This is a genomic window from Pseudoglutamicibacter albus (genome assembly GCF_031458175.1).
GTDB classification, from domain to species: Bacteria; Actinomycetota; Actinomycetes; order Actinomycetales; family Micrococcaceae; genus Pseudoglutamicibacter; species Pseudoglutamicibacter albus.
This window is the reverse complement of record NZ_JAVDXX010000001.1, coordinates 498685-514175: the sequence shown is the minus strand read 5'-3', so window position 1 is coordinate 514175 and position 15491 is coordinate 498685. Positions and strand designations below refer to the sequence as shown.

Genomic DNA, 15491 nt, shown 5'->3' with positions numbered 1-15491 from the left:
TTTACGCGACTGCTTGGATGCGGCGGGTCATCCATGGGCTCACCAGAATGAGGAACACACCGTAAGCCACAATCAGCCCGCCTTGAATACCGAAGTAGGCGGCAGCGTTAGAGAAGTTATCGAAGTCGAACAGTTTCACAATCTGGGCCTGCAAGCCTTGAACCAGCGCCATCGCGGCGAACCAGACCGCCATCGTCTGGCTTGCGAATGCACGCGGGGCCAGCTTGGTGGTCGCGCTCATCCCGGAGGTCTGCAGGATCAGGTCGCCTAGGCCTAGGAAGATGTAGCAGCCGATGAGCCACGCGCTAGCCAGCAGACCCATCGCAGGGGTTACCGCGGCACCCATCGCAACGGTCAAGAACGCAAGCCCGCCGAGGATCGTACCGATACCGACCTTGGTTGCAACCGACGGTTGGCGCCGGCCCAGCTTGACCCACAGCCATGCCAGAACCGGCCCCATGATGATCTCGACGATCGCGGTCAGCGAGATGTACCACGTGGATGGGTACTCGAAGCCGAACGCGGTGTTATCGGTCTTGTTCAGCGCCAAGAAGTTCAGCGTGTTACCGGTCTGGAAGTAGGTGAGGTTGTAGGCGATCAGGGCGATCAGCAACAACACGTAGGGCCCGAGGTTGCGGCGTTCAACCGCGGTGACCTTCTTGGAGAAATACATCCACAGCAGAAACGCTGCCGGCACGATCATCGTGATGATGCTAACCGCGTTGACCACGTTATCTAATCCGTCAGTCGAGCGGGTCCCAAAGAAGATACCCACGGCGACAACCGCTACGGCAGCGGTCACGATGATCCAGAAGTTGGCATCCGGTTTGAACGCGGCACGCACGAGCACTTCGCGGCGCTTACCACCCAGGTTCCGACCCATCGCGATATAGAGGATGAGGCCGAGGACCATGCCCACCGCGGCCGATGCAAACCCGAGGTGCCAGTTGATGTTCTGACCCAGCCAGCCTGCAACGAGCGGGCCGAGGAACGCACCGATATTGATACCGGCGTAGTAGATCGCGAAACCGGAGTCACGGCGGGCATCGTCCTTACCGTAAAGCTCACCGACCTGGGTCGCGACGTTCGGCTTGAGCAGGCCCGTACCGAGGATGATCAACCCTAGGCCGATCCATGTGGTCACCTCGGCAGGCAGGCCCATGCAGATGTGGCCTGCCGCGATGATGATCGCGCCCCACAGGGTCGCCCGCCCTGTGCCCACGATACGGTCGGCAACCCACGCGCCAGCGATACCCAGCAGGTAGACCAAGGCACCATATGCCGCCACGATCGAGGATGCGGTGGACTCTTCGTAGCCGAGCCCTCCGTTGGCGATCGCATCAGCGAAATACAGAGCGAGGATCGCCTGGAAACCCAGATAAGAGAAACGCTCCCAAATCTCGAGGTTGAACAGCGCGAACAACCCCATGGGGTGGCCCATGAACCTGCGGTCCTGATGCACGTGCGCATCGTGTTCAGTAGCTTGGGCGAGCTTCTCTTGCGGAATCCGGTCTTCAGCGATCTGCACGCCGTCGATCAAGACCTCCCCCGGTGAGCCCTCTACCGGGATTGGGTCTTGAGTGAAGTCACCTTCTACCTGGCCCTGTTGTTCGTCTCTACTCATTTACATCTCACAATCGTTCCTCATTGGCACTGCCCCGCATTGTTGCCAGTCTCATGCATTGCTAACAATCGATGCTGATAGGCGCCACTACTTATCGCTTTCAACGCTAGCGCCCTTACGTGAACAGTCAACAGAACATGTCAAAGATCTCCTTGAGGCTTCTCTGCGGCTCAAGACGGGTGCTCCATGTTCTGGCAGGCAACCTGGTATATAGCCGGCGCTGATCGCCGGCGTAGAATAAGGGGTATGTCCGTTCAGAAAATTGTGTTGTTCTACGTGTTTACTCCGCTGGCAGATCCAGAGGCTGTGCGTTTGTGGCAGTACACGCTGGCTGAAAGTTGCAACCTTAAGGGGCGCGTGATCATCTCGAAGGATGGCATCAACGCGACCCTCGGGGGCGATATCAGCGATGTTAAGAAATATGTGAAGAACACGCGCTCCTATGAGCCGTTCCGTTCCGCAGACATCAAGTGGTCGGATGGCTTGGGAGATGACTTCCCCCGCCTGTCCGTCAAGGTTCGCCCTGAGCTGGTGACGTTCACGACCCCGAATGAGATCGAGGTGGACGCCAGCGGCGTGGTGGGTGGCGGCGAGCGCCTCAAGCCTGCGCAGTTGCATGAGCTCATGGATGCTCGCGGTGAGGATGTTGTTTTCTTCGATGGCCGCAACGCGATGGAGGCGGAGATCGGCCGTTTCCGCAACGCCGTGGTCCCGAACACTGATACGACCCGGGATTTTATCGAAGAGATCGAGTCCGGTAAATACGACGATCTTAAAGACAAGCCTGTCGTGACGTATTGCACCGGTGGGGTTCGTTGCGAAGTGCTGACGGTTCTCATGAAGAACCGTGGTTTCCAAGAGGTCTATCAGCTCGATGGCGGGATCGTCCGCTACGGCGAAGCCTACGGCAATGACGGCTACTGGGACGGATCGCTATATGTGTTCGATAAGCGCATGCACATGGAGTTCGGTTCCGGCGCCGAAAGCCTCGGCTCGTGCATCGAGTGTGGCGAACGCACCCCGGTGTTCGTCAACTGTGTGCACCCATCGTGCCGTTCGCAGTTCTTGCGTTGCGAGGCCTGCACTTCCGCGGGCAAGCACCCTGAATGCCCAGAATGCATGAAGCAGGCGGCCACCGCCCCCGCAGCAGCACTGGCGACCAACTAAGCGGCGCTGGCAACCACCTAGGCCGCGGCCGCATAGCTGTTCACAACGATGGCGGGCTCACCACTAACTTGTGGTGAGCCCGCCATCGTTGTCATGACCTGGCGTCAGTAGCGCGCCATACCGGCCTGCACTGGCCGAGGTTATGGCTTGTAGGGCGTGCGGGGCTTGAACCCGCGACCCAAGGATTATGAGTCCTTTGCTCTAACCAACTGAGCTAACGCCCCGTAGTGGCCGCTGGAAGCGGCCTAGCTACGAGAGATAAGCCTAACGGAAGCGTGCCTGTTGCGTGAAAAAGTATCCGGGGCGAGTCCAGCGCGCACGGTACGCTCATGCCCGGCATCAGCTATTCGCGCCACGACGCCGCGCCCCCCGTGCTGTACCTAAAGAATCCTCACGGCACACTGAGGCGCCTATGTTGAAACTGAGATGCAGCTGAGAGTTTCTCGCCTTGTTTGAGTTTCGGCTTCCTATTCGGGTTTTCACCTAAACTTTGTGGTGAACTAAGGGGACGTCACCACGGAGATTATGGTAATGCGCCAAAGAGAGGCCTCAATGTCGAAAGTTCCTGCGGCAGACGCAACACTTCGCGTCCTCTCCTACTTGGCGTCCCAACCTCGCCCCACAGCCGCAAGTCACATCAGCCGCGCCTTAGACATTCCACGTTCGAGCCTCTATGACCTCTTGCAGGCACTCGTTGCCCGGGGCTATGTGATCCACCATATGGAGGACCGCGCGTACGGCCTCGGCCCGTCGGCTCATGAGCTTTCCTCGGGCTATAACCGCCATGCGCCCTTGGCACGCCTGGGCCGCCGCATCGTCGAAGCGCTCGTCGATAGAGTCGGCGAATCTGGGCACCTTTCGATTCTGCGCGGGCAGGAAACCGTGTACCTCGTTGAGGCTCGGGCGCAAAACCGCACAAGCCTCGTGACCGATGTGGGTGTGCGCCTCGATGCTTTGCGGACCGCGAGCGGCCGCGCGATCCTTGCGAAGCTACCGAATCAGCAGATCAACGCGCTTTTCCGCTCAGGCCCTGAACGCACGCGAGCGGCTATTGCCATCCGCATGACGCGCGAGCTCGGTTACGGCTGGGAAGACGGCCTAGTCAGCCCGGACTTCTGTTCGGCCGCCGTCCCGGTCCTGGATGCTTCCAAGTGGCCGATCGCCGCGATCGCTTTGACGTGGAAACGGGGCAAGGCGTCTCTTGATCAGCGCGTCCTTGACGACCGCGTTGAGGAGCTCCATGAGGCCGCAGCTACCCTGCAGCGGCGACTCGGGATCCTCGCACCCAAGATCGCTCACCAGCCGAACGAGATCATCGAGCAAGAAGGCGTGACGGTCCTCTCGCCCGAACTAGCCGCGAATATAGACGACAGCTCGGTCAGGTCGCACATCATCACCGAGGCATAAACCGCCCCCTCTGACCTCGCATTGTCCGGTATCTCGGACGCGCCTCGCGTGATCACGCGGTTTTTAGTGCGTTGAGACTATTTTCATGATGAGCTATCTCCAGGCCATAAACCCGGCTTCAACATAAGGAGACCATCATGAGCTTTGCCCACTTGACCTCCCCCGGCCACGAACCACGCGAGGTTCGTGCACCCCGCGGAACCGAGCTCACTGCCCGCTCGTGGCAGACAGAAGCGCCTCTGCGCATGCTCATGAACAACCTCGACCCAGAAGTTGCAGAACGCCCTGATGACCTCGTGGTCTACGGCGGCACAGGCCGGGCAGCACGCTCGTGGGAGGCTTACGACGCCATCGTGGATTCGCTCAAGGAGCTCGCCGATGACGAGACGCTGCTGGTTCAGTCGGGCAAACCAGTTGGCATCATCCGCACCAACGTGTGGGCCCCGCGCGTGCTGATCGCTAATTCGAACCTCGTGGGCGACTGGGCCAACTGGCCAGAATTCCGCAAGCTCGAAGACGAAGGCCTCATGATGTATGGCCAGATGACCGCAGGTTCCTGGATCTATATTGCAACCCAGGGTATTTTGCAGGGCACCTTCGAGACGTTCGCCGCGGTTGCTAAGAAGCGTTTCAACGGAAGCCTGAAAGGCACCATCACGCTGACCGCCGGTTGCGGCGGCATGGGTGGTGCTCAGCCGCTCGCAGTGACGCTCAACGGTGGTGTTGCGCTCGTGGTCGATGTGGACCGCAACCGTCTTGAACGTCGCCGTTCCAAGCGCTACCTGGATGAGATCGCCGATGGCCTTGATGCCGCAGTAGCGCGCGCTCAGCAGGCCGTTGAGGCTGGCGAGGCCGTCTCGATTGGTATCGAAGGCAACGCGGCCGCGGTGTTCCCCGAGCTTTTGCGCCGATACAAGGCCGGTGAGCTGAGAATCGATGTTGTCACCGACCAGACTTCGGCTCACGATCCGTTGTCATATTTGCCTGCGGAGATCGCTCTTGAGGACTGGGACCGCGAAGCCGAGGCTGACCCGGTGGGCTTCACCAAGAAGGCACGCGAATCGATGGCCGCCCACGTTGAGGCGATGGTTGGTTTCCAGGATGCCGGTGCCGAGGTTTTCGATTATGGCAACAGCATCCGCGACGAGGCTCGCCATGCAGGTTTCGAGCGCGCATTCGACTTCCCTGGCTTTGTTCCGGCCTATATTCGCCCGCTGTTCTGCGAGGGTTTGGGTCCGTTCCGTTGGGTTGCACTCTCGGGCGACCCGGAGGATATCCGTGTGACCGATGAGGCGCTCAAGGAACTGTTCCCTGAGAACGAGCACCTGCATCGTTGGCTGGATGCCGCCGCTGAACACGTCGAGTTCGAAGGCTTGCCAGCCCGTATCTGCTGGCTGGGTTACGGCGAGCGCCACCAGGCCGGCCTGTTGTTCAACCGTCTGGTTGCCGAAGGTAAGGTCACCGCGCCGATCGTGATTGGCCGTGACCACCTCGATTCGGGTTCGGTCGCCTCTCCGTACCGTGAGACGGAGTCGATGCTGGATGGTTCGGATGCGATCGCTGACTGGCCTCTGTTGAACGCGCTGACCGCGGCCAGCTCGGGCGCAACCTGGGTTTCGCTGCATCACGGCGGTGGCGTGGGCATGGGGCGTTCGATCCACGCTGGCCAAGTGGGTGTCGCTGACGGTACCGAGCTTGCGGCGGCCAAGCTCACGGCGCTACTGACCAATGACCCTGCGATGGGTGTTTTCCGGCACGTTGATGCCGGCTATTCGCGCGCCGTTGAGGTTGCCGATGAGCGTGGTGTGCGTGTGCCGATGAACCCACGCGTGCGGGACTAGGCCGCATCCGCGGATACTCACATCAGCTCAAGCGTGTTTGAGAGGAGCGCTGATGACTTCGACCCTATATAGCTCGATTGGTGAGCTGTGGTCGTTTGACCCCGAGCATGGCGCGGTTGATTCCGCGAAGCTCGCTACATCGGCTGATGCCGGTGTTATCGCTGATGCCGCGCTGGTGGTTGAGGACGGCGTGATCGCCTGGACTGGTCCGGCCTCGGCAGCCCCTGACGCCGATACGCGCGTTGATCTTGCCGGTGCTGCCGTGGTTCCGGGGTGGGTTGATTCTCATTCCCACATGGTTTTTGACGGCGACCGCTCCGCTGAGTTCGAGGCCCGGATGGCTGGCCAGGCGTATGCTGCCGGCGGGATCGCGGTCACAACTGAGGCGACCCGTTCCGCGTCCGAGGCTAAACTCGATGCGCTGGTTGCCGATCGTGTAGCGCAGGCCGCAGCCTTAGGCACCACGACGCTGGAGACCAAGACCGGCTACGGCTTGGATGTGGATTCAGAAGCCCTCGCCGCACGTGTCGCTGCCCGCCACGTTGAGGAAGTCACGTTCTTAGGTGCTCACCTGGTCCCGCCTGAATACGAGCATGACCGTGCCGCCTATGTCGATCTGGTGTGTGGTCCGATGCTGGATGCGGTTGCCGATCATGTTGGCTGGATCGATGTATTTTGTGAACAGGGTGCGTTCACTGTCGAGGAGTCGATGCGGGTCTTGCAGGCCGGGCAGGCGCGCGGGCTGGGTTTGCGGGTGCACGGTAACCAGATTGGGCATACGGGCGGGGCCGCTATGGCGGTTGAGCTCGGGGCGGCAAGCGTTGATCACCTGAACTTCTTGAGTAGTGAAGATATTGAGATGCTCGCCGCCTCCGATACGGTCGCGACGATCCTTCCGGCGTGCGATCTGTCCACGCGTGCACCGCTAGCGCCAGCGAGGGAGCTGCTCGATGCCGGCGCTACGGTCGCGATCGCATCGAACCTGAACCCTGGAACCTCCTATACGTCTTCGGTTCCGTTCTGCATCACCACCGCGGTGTTGCAGCAGCAGATGACCCTTGCCGAAGCGATCCGCGCGGCAACCCTCGGCGGGGCGGCAGCGTTGCGGCGCACCGACGTCGGGCATCTTAGCCGCAGCGCACCTGCGAACTTTGCCGTGCTCGATGCGCCCGCCGCGATCCATATGGCCTACCGGCCAGGCATGGTCGGCGTCCGCGCAACCGTGAAGAACGGCCGCATCATCGCCGGCGCACTCGACTAACCACCCTGGGCCCCTGTGGCTCACGTATTGACTGTGTAATTTCATGAAGGAGCACGCAGTGTCCCTACACCAGAATCTAGAGAACTCTTCCCCGTCCACCGTGGTGCTGAACCCGAGCGGTGTGAGCGCCGAGGACGTCATTGCGGTGGCGCGTCATGGCGCCCGAATTGAGCTGGGCCCGGAGGTTTTCCAGACGGTGGATGCGGTCCGCCAACACGTTGAGGACCTCGCGGCCTCCACAACCCCGGTCTACGGGGTTTCCACGGGTTTCGGTGCGCTTGCTGATACCTCGATCCCGCAGGAGCGCCGCACCCTGTTGCAGTCGAGCCTGATCCGTTCCCACGCGGCCGGTACCGGCCCGGAGGTTGAGCGGGAGGTTGTGCGTGCGCTCATGTTCTTGCGTGCCCGCACGCTCGCCACCGGCCGCACCGGTGTGCGGTTCGTGGTGCTTGAAAACCTCGTGGGGCTTCTCAACGCTGGCATCACACCCATCGTCCATGAGTACGGTTCGCTGGGTTGCTCAGGTGATCTCGCTCCGCTGGCTCACTGCGCGATCGTGTTGCTCGGTGAGGGGCGGGCCCGCGATGCCGAAGGCATTGAGCGTCCCGTGCCTGAACTGTTAGAGGAAGCCGGCATCGAGCCGCTGGAACTGGCAGAGAAGGAGGGGCTTGCGCTCATCAACGGCACCGACGGCATGCTCGGCATGTTGCTCATGGCGCTGGCTGATCTGCGTGAACTGGTCGATGTCGCGGATCTGACCACTGCGATGTCGATCCAGGCTCTGCGTGGCCGTGACACCGTGTTCGCACCACAGCTACACGAACCGTTGCGTCCGCATCCGGGGCAAGCGCGCTCGGCCGCTAACGTGTACCGCTGGCTCAAAGACTCCCCGATCGTTGCCGATGTCATGAAGGAAGGCTCCCGCGTCCAGGACGCGTACTCGTTGCGTTGCCACCCACAGGTTGCTGGTGCTGTGAGGGACACGATCTCTCACGCCTCAACCGTTGCTGAACGCGAGCTGGCCTCGGCTATCGACAACCCTGTCGTGTTGGAAGACGGTACCGTCACTTCGAACGGTAACTTCCACGGGGCGCCTGTCGCCTATGTTTTGGATTTCCTCGCGATCGCGGCGGCTGATCTGGCGTCGATCTCTGAACGCCGTAGCGACCGGATGCTCGATAAGTCCCGCAACTTCGGTTTGCCGCCGTTCCTCGCAGATGACCCGGGCGTGGACTCCGGTTTCATGATCGCCCAATACACCCAAGCAGGCCTGGTTGCAGAGATGAAGCGGCTGGCCTCCCCCGCCTCGGTTGATTCGATCCCGTCCTCTGCGATGCAAGAAGACCACGTCTCGCTGGGTTGGCATGCCGCACGGAAGCTCCGCACCTCGATTGATGCGTTGCGTCGCGTCCTGGCGATCGAGCTCATGACGGCGGCCCGCGCAATCGAGTTGCGTGCCCCGCTCAAACCATCACCTGCCACGGCAGAGGTCATCGAAGCGTTCCGCGCGAGCGTGCCCGGCCCGGGCCCCGACCGTTTCCTGGCACCCGACATCGAGGCGGCAGTCGAGTTCCTCGCAACCCACCCGTGGAACAGCTAGGGATAGATCAACTCGGCGCCTCAGCTAGCACGAACATAGCTGAGGCGCCGAACCGTTGATGAAGCCGGGCAACCCTGAGCGCCGGTAACTTCCTAGCGCGGGGCCCTTAGAGGTAGTCGCGGACGTCAGCTCCGCGGTAGAGAGCCTCGAACGTGGAGATCGTTTTCTCTTCGCCGTGGGTCAGCGCGAGCTGGTGGCCAGCCTCCCCCATCTCGGCGCGTTCGGCCGGTGAAAGGTTCAGGATGCTTGCGAGCTTAGCCGCGAGGTCTTGATCATCGCCTGGGGTGAAGAGGTAGCCGTTGACGCCGTCCTTGACCAGGTGCGGCAAGGCGAGCGCGTCCGCGAGCACCACAGGACGGGACGCTGAGAGCGCCTCGAGCGTCACGAGCGACTGGAGCTCCGCTGTTCCCGGCTGGCAGAAGACATCCGCGCACAGGTACTCCTGACGCAGGGTTTCATCGTCAACGAATCCGAGGAAGTGGACGCGGTTTTCAATATCCAGCTCCTTAGCTAGCGCTTCGAGCTTGGGCCGCTGTTCACCTTCGCCTACGATCCGCACGTGGGGTTGCGGATGCTGCTTGAGGCGGGCCATCGCTCGCAGAAGAACATCGATGTTCTTCTCCACGGCAAGCCGGCCAGCGAACAACACTGTCTGATAGTCGCGTTGCGGTAGGGTCTCGTCCTTACGCAGCTCATAGTGGGCCGAGTCGATGCCGTTGGAGAGCGGCAAGACGTGTTTGAGGCCAGCGTTCTCGCGCATCGCGCGCGCCGCGAGCGGGGTCGGCGTGGTGACCACGTCGGCTTTGCCCATGATCTTGCCCATGTCACGCCACGAGTTACGGGAGACGATGTTGAGGAACCACTGCGGGAACGGGAGGAACGGTTCGAGGTTCTCCGGCATGAAGTGATTCGTTGCGATCAAACGGATGCCGCGTTTGGTGGCTTGCTTCTGGGCTGCGTGGCCGATCATGTAGTGGCACTGGATGTGCACCGCATCGGGCCTGATCTCATCCATGACCTGGCCCGCGACCTTATTGGCGGTCAACGGGGTCACAAGCCGGTAGGTTTCGTGTGTTGGCGCCTTATGCGAGGTGACACGGTGCACGGTGGCTTCCGGGCGATGCTCCACAAAGCTCGGGCCGCGGTCGCTACGTGCCGCAAGGACATGGACTTCATGGCCCCGCTTAGTCAGGTTGGATGCCAGCCGGTAGCAGAACACGGCCGCCCCATTGACGTCGGGCGGATACGTATCGCAAGCGATCAGGATTCTCAGGGGAGTTTCCCGGGTCTCCAACGCAGGCTCCATTTCTCTCGACGCCATCGGCTACAACCTCTAAATTCTATCGAACCTTCTATCGAACCTCGGTGCGCTCAGGGGCCACCGAATCAGGATGGTGCCGGGACAGCTGCAAGACCCCGATAATCGCGATCACGCCCGCGGCGATCATTCCCAGCGCAATGTACCACGGCAATCCAGGCATGAGCTCACCCAAAATGATGACCCCGATCAGCACGCCCACCATAGGGTCGATCACGGTCAAACCTGCGACCACGAGTTCTGGCGGGCCGGATGCGTATGCGTGCTGGTTGAAGTACTGCCCCATGATGCCCACGATCACGATCGCGATCATCGCACCCCACGGAACCTGCTTCCACCAGGTCATCTCCGGGTCCCAATGCAGGAACGTCACCGCGATCGTGCGAACCAGGACCGCGGTGAAACCGAACAGGATGCCCGCCCCGACGATGTAGAAAATGGCGCCGCCTTTATGGCGCCTATGAACCAGGGCCAGGATCGCGAGGATCAGGCTGCTGATGCCCAACAGGATGATGATCAGAACACGCTGATTACCGGTCACGAAGGTTTCGTGAGTCGCCTTGATCGCAAGCAGCACGAAACCGATCGCGCCGATAGTGCATACCGTGATCGCACGCCAGGTTGCACCGTTGATGCGGATCTTGCGGTCCCACGAGTTGATGATGGTTGTCAAAACCAGCGCCACCGCGCCCAACGGCTGAACCACCGTGAGTGGGGCGAGCGAGAGCGCAACGACGTTGAGGACCACGCCGGTGATCATCAAGAGAAGACCGATGAGCCACGTGCGGTTCTTCAGCATCTCCAGGATCTGCCGCCCGCTGACCTCACGGCCGTGCGCGTTGCGTACGGCCGCGGCTTGACGCTGCGTACCCAAGGCAAGAAACGCGGCCGATACGAGGGCCGCCGTGACAGCTAACCAGACCATGTTATGTGGTGTAGACATGCACTGGCAGGCCAGGGTTACCGGCCTGCCAGTGTTCACAGAGAGTGTTCAAAGCGTGGATTCGAGACTGCTCTAAGCCCTACTTGGAGGCTTTAGCAGCCTTCTTCGCTTTCTTCTTCTTACGCTTCTTCGAGATGCCCAGGATCACGAGCAGAGCCGTAGCGATACCTGCGGCCGCGCCCAGGATCGGCATGACCTTCTCGCCAGCGGCACGGTTGGCCTCATACGAGTCACCACCGGTGCTGACCAGGCCGGTACGCTGAGCGACCGAGCCCACACGAGCCTTGACATCGGACTGGCGTCCCAGGGTGTCACGCAACTGAGCCAAGTGCTCACGGCGGCGGGACAAGCGGCGCTTCAACTCGCCCTCGGAAGGCTTCTCCGAATAGGTCTGCGAGTGATCCTCACGGGAGTTCGGGTTGGTCTGCTTCTTCGACGCTTCCTTCTTGCGCTTCTTCTCTTCTTCCTTTTCCTTCTGTTTCTGCTCAAACTCAGCGATGCTGAAGGCGGTTCCCTGCGAAAGCACACCCATGTCATAACGCAGGCGCGTTGCCGCGTTCTTAGGGATCTCGATCGCTTCAGGAACGATGTTCTTTGCGCGGGTCACACCCACGAGAACAAAGATCAAAGCCAAAATCAGGAAGAACGCAGAGACCAGCAAGGCGGAAACCCACAGTGGCATCACGGTTGCCAAGCCCGCGATCGCGGCGACAACCAGTGCGATCACCAACAAGCCCAAAAGGCCCAAACCTGCGGCGAGCAGTGCAACAGCAACGCCCAAGGAAACGCCCTTGGCCTGGAGCTGACGCAGAGTCAACTGCACTTCGTCATTAATCTGTTTAGGGGCCAAACGCATCATCACAGATGCGGTCTGACGCAGGTTCTGCGGTTGAGGCAACTGCTCCTGCTGTGTCATGAAATCCGGTCTCCTAGCACACTCGGTACAAACCGGGTGCGAATCGCTTGTGGTTCCTGGTAGTGGTTCCTTGTACAAAACTACCACCGTTTACTCAGAAAGATGAGTTTCAGTTTCCTGCTCTCAAGCAGGTCTCAGTCATCTCTCTTTGGCGTGATATAAAGTGCGTGCTTCCTGGCAAGCCCGCCATAAATCCTCGGCAGAACGCTCCCACGAATAGTGGGCAGCACGCTCGCGGCTGAGGCCACTACGGGCCGCAAACTCATGCGTATTCTCAAGCGAACGAACAGCGGACGCAAAGCCCGCATCGTCATCCGCGTCAACAAAAAGCGCGGCGTCAGCACCAATCTCACGGAAGATCGGGGTGTCAGCACACACCACGGGCGTACCCAAACCCATCGCTTCAACCAGCGGAATGCCGAACCCTTCCGCCTTCGACAACGTGACCGAAGCCCGGGCACGCCGCAAAAGCTGGGCATACTCTTCCTCGCTCACCCCATCGTGGAAAACAACCGAGGCCCCCTCAGGGATCAACGCTTCAAGCTCACGACGCCTATCCGGCCTGATCTTGGACAATAAACGCAACGTGTAGCCAGGCAAGTGAGCCATCCCCCGGATCAACGTCTCAACGTTCTTGTACTCCATGAACGAACCCATATAGACCAGCTCATTGGCTGCACCTTCGGCCGGATCGCGGGGCTCACCCATCGAAGCCGAAGCGTTAGAGACAATCCGGATAGGTCTACGCGTGAGCTCATGCTTGAGCATCAGCGAGGCAGTCGTGTGAGAAACCGTAGCCACAACATCGGCGCGGTTCAGTAGAAACCTCTGCGGCCAATACGCCTTATGGAACAAACGCCACAACAGGCGCACCGGAGCCGGTAAGAAACCCGGCGGAGTAGGGTGCTGATAGTAAATCAAGTCATGCAGCGTGAGCACCAGCGGGAAGCGGCGCCCGAGCGAACCCATCGTCTGCATCGGGCTGAACACCACATCCGGGCGCAAACGATTCACTCGCAAGGACGTCAATGGTTCAAGCGGCGAGGTCGGCGAATTGATCACAACATAGGGCACCGCCGGTAGCATCGGCAGCTGAGCCTCATCCGAGATCAGCATCCGCACATCATGGTTGCGAGCCAACGCCTCAATCAACGACGCGGTGAAACGCGAAATCCCATCGTGATGATCAGTGCGCGTATAACGCGCATCAACTACCAACTGCACGGACTCACTCCCCCGCGTACAGCTGCAACATGAAGCAGCTTCAACCTGGAACGGCTATGGCCTGGAAAAGAAAAACCCTGGAACAACTTTGGTTCCAGGGTTTCAGTTCAGCTCCCCCGACTGGATTCGAACCAGTAACCACTCGATTAACAGTCGAGTGCTCTGCCGTTGAGCTACGAGGGATCAACAACAGAAGAAGACTTTACCAGGGGTTTACGGGGAAGGCAAAACCGCCTGATACGTTGCCGATTTAGAGCGCGCCCGACTGATATTTGCGGCGTTCCATCTCCAACTCCAGAAGCTGTCGATGCAGCTGCTCGACCCGCTCGGGGTTATCCGAAGCAACCCGTTGCAGTTCTGCAGCAAGATCAGCTTTCTGCCGGTTGACCTGCATCGCGAGCAAACGGTTCACGATCCCCTTGCAATAGCGCCGCAGCTCGTCTTCGTTTGAGGCAGGCAACGGCGCGACCGCCATCTGCGACACCAAGGCGGCCAAGGGTTCCGGGACCTGCTCACGGATCGTCTCAACCCACACCGCCGTTGAAACCTGCATGCTTGCAGCCACCACAATCGCGTCCTTGATCGCCGCGTGCGCCGGAGTCAAGAACCGTGTCTCAAAAAACTTAGACCACGCATCCGCATCGATCAGGTGCGGATTCTGGATCACAACCTCAAGCGCATCCCACTCGATCTTGGTTGCCGGATCCGATATGTTCACGCCCGCCGGTGCAGAAGGACTCCCAGGCTCGCCCGAGAAACCATGCGGCGACCCGTTCACATGAGGTTGCATTCCGCGCCCGCCGCTGCCCCGCTGCGCTGAAACCTGCTGATACGGACCCTGCCCACCGGGGCCGTGCTGGCCGCCCCGTCCGGCCTGGGCCACAGCACGCCGGACCTCAGCAACCTCCATGCCAAGCCAACCGGCAACCTCACGGATGTAAGCAGGCCGCATCGCAGAATCCCGCATCGAGGCGATAATCGGCGCCGCGGCACGCATCGCCGAAACCCGGCCCTCAACAGTTCCTAGATTGTGTTGTTTCAGCTCCGCCTTGAGCGCGAACTCGAACAACGGCGTCTTGTGCTCCAGGACCTCACGCAGCGCCTCATCCCCGCGCTTTTGCCGCACATCGCACGGATCCATGCCATCCGGGCCCACCGCGATGAACGTCTGAGCGACGAAACGCTGATCCTCACGGAACGCACGCAACGCCGCCTTCTGGCCCGCTTCATCGCCATCGAAGGTGAAGACGACCTCGCCACCGGAGCCGAAGTCCGAAAGCAAGCGCCGCGCAACCTTGATGTGGTCCGCGCCAAAGGCTGTGCCGCACGTGGCAACCGCGGTCGTGACCCCCGCCAGGTGGCACGCCATAACATCCGTATAGCCCTCAACCACCACGAGCTGCTTCTTCTTAGCGATCTCCCGGCGCGCCAAATCCACGCCATAGAGAACCTGCGACTTCTTATAGATCGCAGTCTCCGGGGTGTTGAGATACTTCGGCCCCGGATCATCCTCATAGAGTTTGCGGGCACCGAAACCGATCGTCGCGCCAGTCAGGTCACGGATCGGCCAGATCAACCGCCCCCGGAACCGGTCATAAATACCGCGCTGACCTTCAGAGAACAAGCCGGTCTCTTTGAGCTCATCCTCCGTGAAGCCACGGTTGCGCATCAACCGCAACAAGTTATCCCACCCCTGCGGAGCGTACCCCACACCGAACTGCTCAGCATGTTCAGCGCTGAACCCCCGGCTCGTGAGCTCCTCCCGCGCCGTCTGCGCCCCCGGGGTCTGCAACTGCTTGCGGAAAAACTCCTCCGCAACCTTGTGGGCATCCAAAAGACGCTGCCGGCGCCCCACCTGCTCCTTGCTAGGCCCCGAACCGCCATCCTCATAATGCAGCGTGACACCCACACGGCCAGCCAAATACTCGACCGTCTCAGCAAACGACGTCGAATTCATCTGCATCAAAAACGCGATAACATCCCCGGACTCGCCACAACCGAAACAGTGGAAGGAACCCATCTGGGGGCGCACATGAAACGACGGCGTGCGCTCATCATGGAACGGACACAAACCCTTATACGAACCGATACCAGCGGATTTCAGTGAGACATATTCCTGGACGATCTCTTTAATATCAGTGCGTTCACGGACCTCATCGATATCCGCACGCTTAATCAGCCCTGCCATGA

General features: G+C 60.5%; 11 protein-coding genes and 2 tRNA genes. 5 read left to right on the top strand and 8 right to left on the bottom strand.

Features of this window, described 5'->3' with window-relative positions; all coding sequences use genetic code 11:
* Nucleotide 1: 1 nt before the first annotated feature.
* Nucleotides 2-1624 carry a peptide MFS transporter gene (locus J2S67_RS02190; protein WP_083285537.1) on the bottom strand — a complete coding sequence of 541 codons (1623 nt, stop codon included), beginning with the start codon at nt 1622-1624 and terminating at the stop codon, nt 2-4.
* 246 nt (nt 1625-1870) lie between these two features.
* On the opposite strand from J2S67_RS02190, the gene trhO reads away from it, so the two are divergent.
* Nucleotides 1871-2791 (top strand): oxygen-dependent tRNA uridine(34) hydroxylase TrhO, encoded by a 921-nt coding sequence (trhO, locus tag J2S67_RS02185; protein WP_310245863.1) that lies wholly within the window; start codon nt 1871-1873, stop codon nt 2789-2791.
* Nucleotides 2792-2941: 150 nt separating this feature from the next.
* Here trhO and J2S67_RS02180 read toward each other — a convergent pair.
* Nucleotides 2942-3015, bottom strand: a tRNA-Ile gene (locus J2S67_RS02180).
* Between the two features lie 328 nt (nt 3016-3343).
* Here J2S67_RS02180 and J2S67_RS02175 point away from each other — a divergent pair.
* The 4 genes from J2S67_RS02175 to hutH all read left to right on the top strand — a co-directional run bounded on the left by J2S67_RS02175 (nt 3344) and on the right by hutH (nt 8900).
* Complete coding sequence (locus J2S67_RS02175) at nt 3344-4198, top strand: IclR family transcriptional regulator (RefSeq protein ID WP_052048560.1); 855 nt, start codon at nt 3344-3346, stop codon at nt 4196-4198.
* Between the two features lie 137 nt (nt 4199-4335).
* Entirely contained in the window at nt 4336-6039 is a 1704-nt protein-coding gene (gene hutU, locus J2S67_RS02170) for a urocanate hydratase (RefSeq protein ID WP_310245861.1), read from the top strand.
* 52 nt (nt 6040-6091) lie between these two features.
* On the top strand, nt 6092-7300 hold the full coding sequence (hutI, locus tag J2S67_RS02165) for an imidazolonepropionase (RefSeq protein ID WP_310245859.1): 1209 nt from the start codon (nt 6092-6094) through the stop codon (nt 7298-7300).
* 43 nt (nt 7301-7343) lie between these two features.
* Nucleotides 7344-8900, top strand: coding sequence for a histidine ammonia-lyase (gene hutH / locus J2S67_RS02160; protein ID WP_310245857.1), 1557 nt, complete (start codon nt 7344-7346; stop codon nt 8898-8900).
* 106 nt (nt 8901-9006) lie between these two features.
* Here the strand turns inward: hutH and J2S67_RS02155 are convergent, their stop codons facing one another.
* The 6 genes from J2S67_RS02155 to dnaG all read right to left on the bottom strand — a co-directional run bounded on the left by J2S67_RS02155 (nt 9007) and on the right by dnaG (nt 15489).
* On the bottom strand, nt 9007-10221 hold the full coding sequence (locus tag J2S67_RS02155) for a glycosyltransferase (RefSeq protein ID WP_310245854.1): 1215 nt from the start codon (nt 10219-10221) through the stop codon (nt 9007-9009).
* A gap of 31 nt (nt 10222-10252) precedes the next feature.
* Entirely contained in the window at nt 10253-11143 is an 891-nt protein-coding gene (locus tag J2S67_RS02150; RefSeq protein ID WP_035756882.1) for a DMT family transporter, read from the bottom strand.
* 97 nt (nt 11144-11240) lie between these two features.
* Nucleotides 11241-12077: a phage holin family protein gene (locus J2S67_RS02145; RefSeq protein ID WP_070490698.1), complete on the bottom strand. Its 837-nt coding sequence runs from the start codon at nt 12075-12077 to the stop codon at nt 11241-11243.
* 138 nt (nt 12078-12215) lie between these two features.
* Nucleotides 12216-13301, bottom strand: a complete 1086-nt coding sequence (locus J2S67_RS02140; protein ID WP_310245847.1) for a glycosyltransferase family 4 protein — start codon at nt 13299-13301, stop codon at nt 12216-12218.
* Between the two features lie 111 nt (nt 13302-13412).
* Nucleotides 13413-13484: transfer RNA gene (locus J2S67_RS02135), tRNA-Asn, on the bottom strand.
* A 67-nt stretch (nt 13485-13551) separates the two neighbouring features.
* Nucleotides 13552-15489: a DNA primase gene (gene dnaG, locus J2S67_RS02130; RefSeq protein ID WP_310245844.1), complete on the bottom strand. Its 1938-nt coding sequence runs from the start codon at nt 15487-15489 to the stop codon at nt 13552-13554.
* Nucleotides 15490-15491 lie beyond the last annotated feature (2 nt).

Bases quoted from the DNA above. Each gene is read 5' to 3' on its own strand.
- hutU (WP_310245861.1), top strand. From the start codon at position 4,336: ATGAGCTTTGCCCACTTGACCTCCCCCGGCCACGAACCACGCGAGGTT.
- J2S67_RS02190 (WP_083285537.1), bottom strand. From the start codon at position 1,624: ATGAGTAGAGACGAACAACAGGGCCAGGTAGAAGGTGACTTCACTCAA.
- J2S67_RS02175 (WP_052048560.1), top strand. From the start codon at position 3,344: ATGTCGAAAGTTCCTGCGGCAGACGCAACACTTCGCGTCCTCTCCTAC.
- dnaG (WP_310245844.1), bottom strand. From the start codon at position 15,489: ATGGCAGGGCTGATTAAGCGTGCGGATATCGATGAGGTCCGTGAACGC.
- hutI (WP_310245859.1), top strand. From the start codon at position 6,092: ATGACTTCGACCCTATATAGCTCGATTGGTGAGCTGTGGTCGTTTGAC.
- J2S67_RS02155 (WP_310245854.1), bottom strand. From the start codon at position 10,221: ATGGCGTCGAGAGAAATGGAGCCTGCGTTGGAGACCCGGGAAACTCCC.
- hutH (WP_310245857.1), top strand. From the start codon at position 7,344: ATGAAGGAGCACGCAGTGTCCCTACACCAGAATCTAGAGAACTCTTCC.
- J2S67_RS02145 (WP_070490698.1), bottom strand. From the start codon at position 12,077: ATGACACAGCAGGAGCAGTTGCCTCAACCGCAGAACCTGCGTCAGACC.
- J2S67_RS02150 (WP_035756882.1), bottom strand. From the start codon at position 11,143: ATGGTCTGGTTAGCTGTCACGGCGGCCCTCGTATCGGCCGCGTTTCTT.
- trhO (WP_310245863.1), top strand. From the start codon at position 1,871: ATGTCCGTTCAGAAAATTGTGTTGTTCTACGTGTTTACTCCGCTGGCA.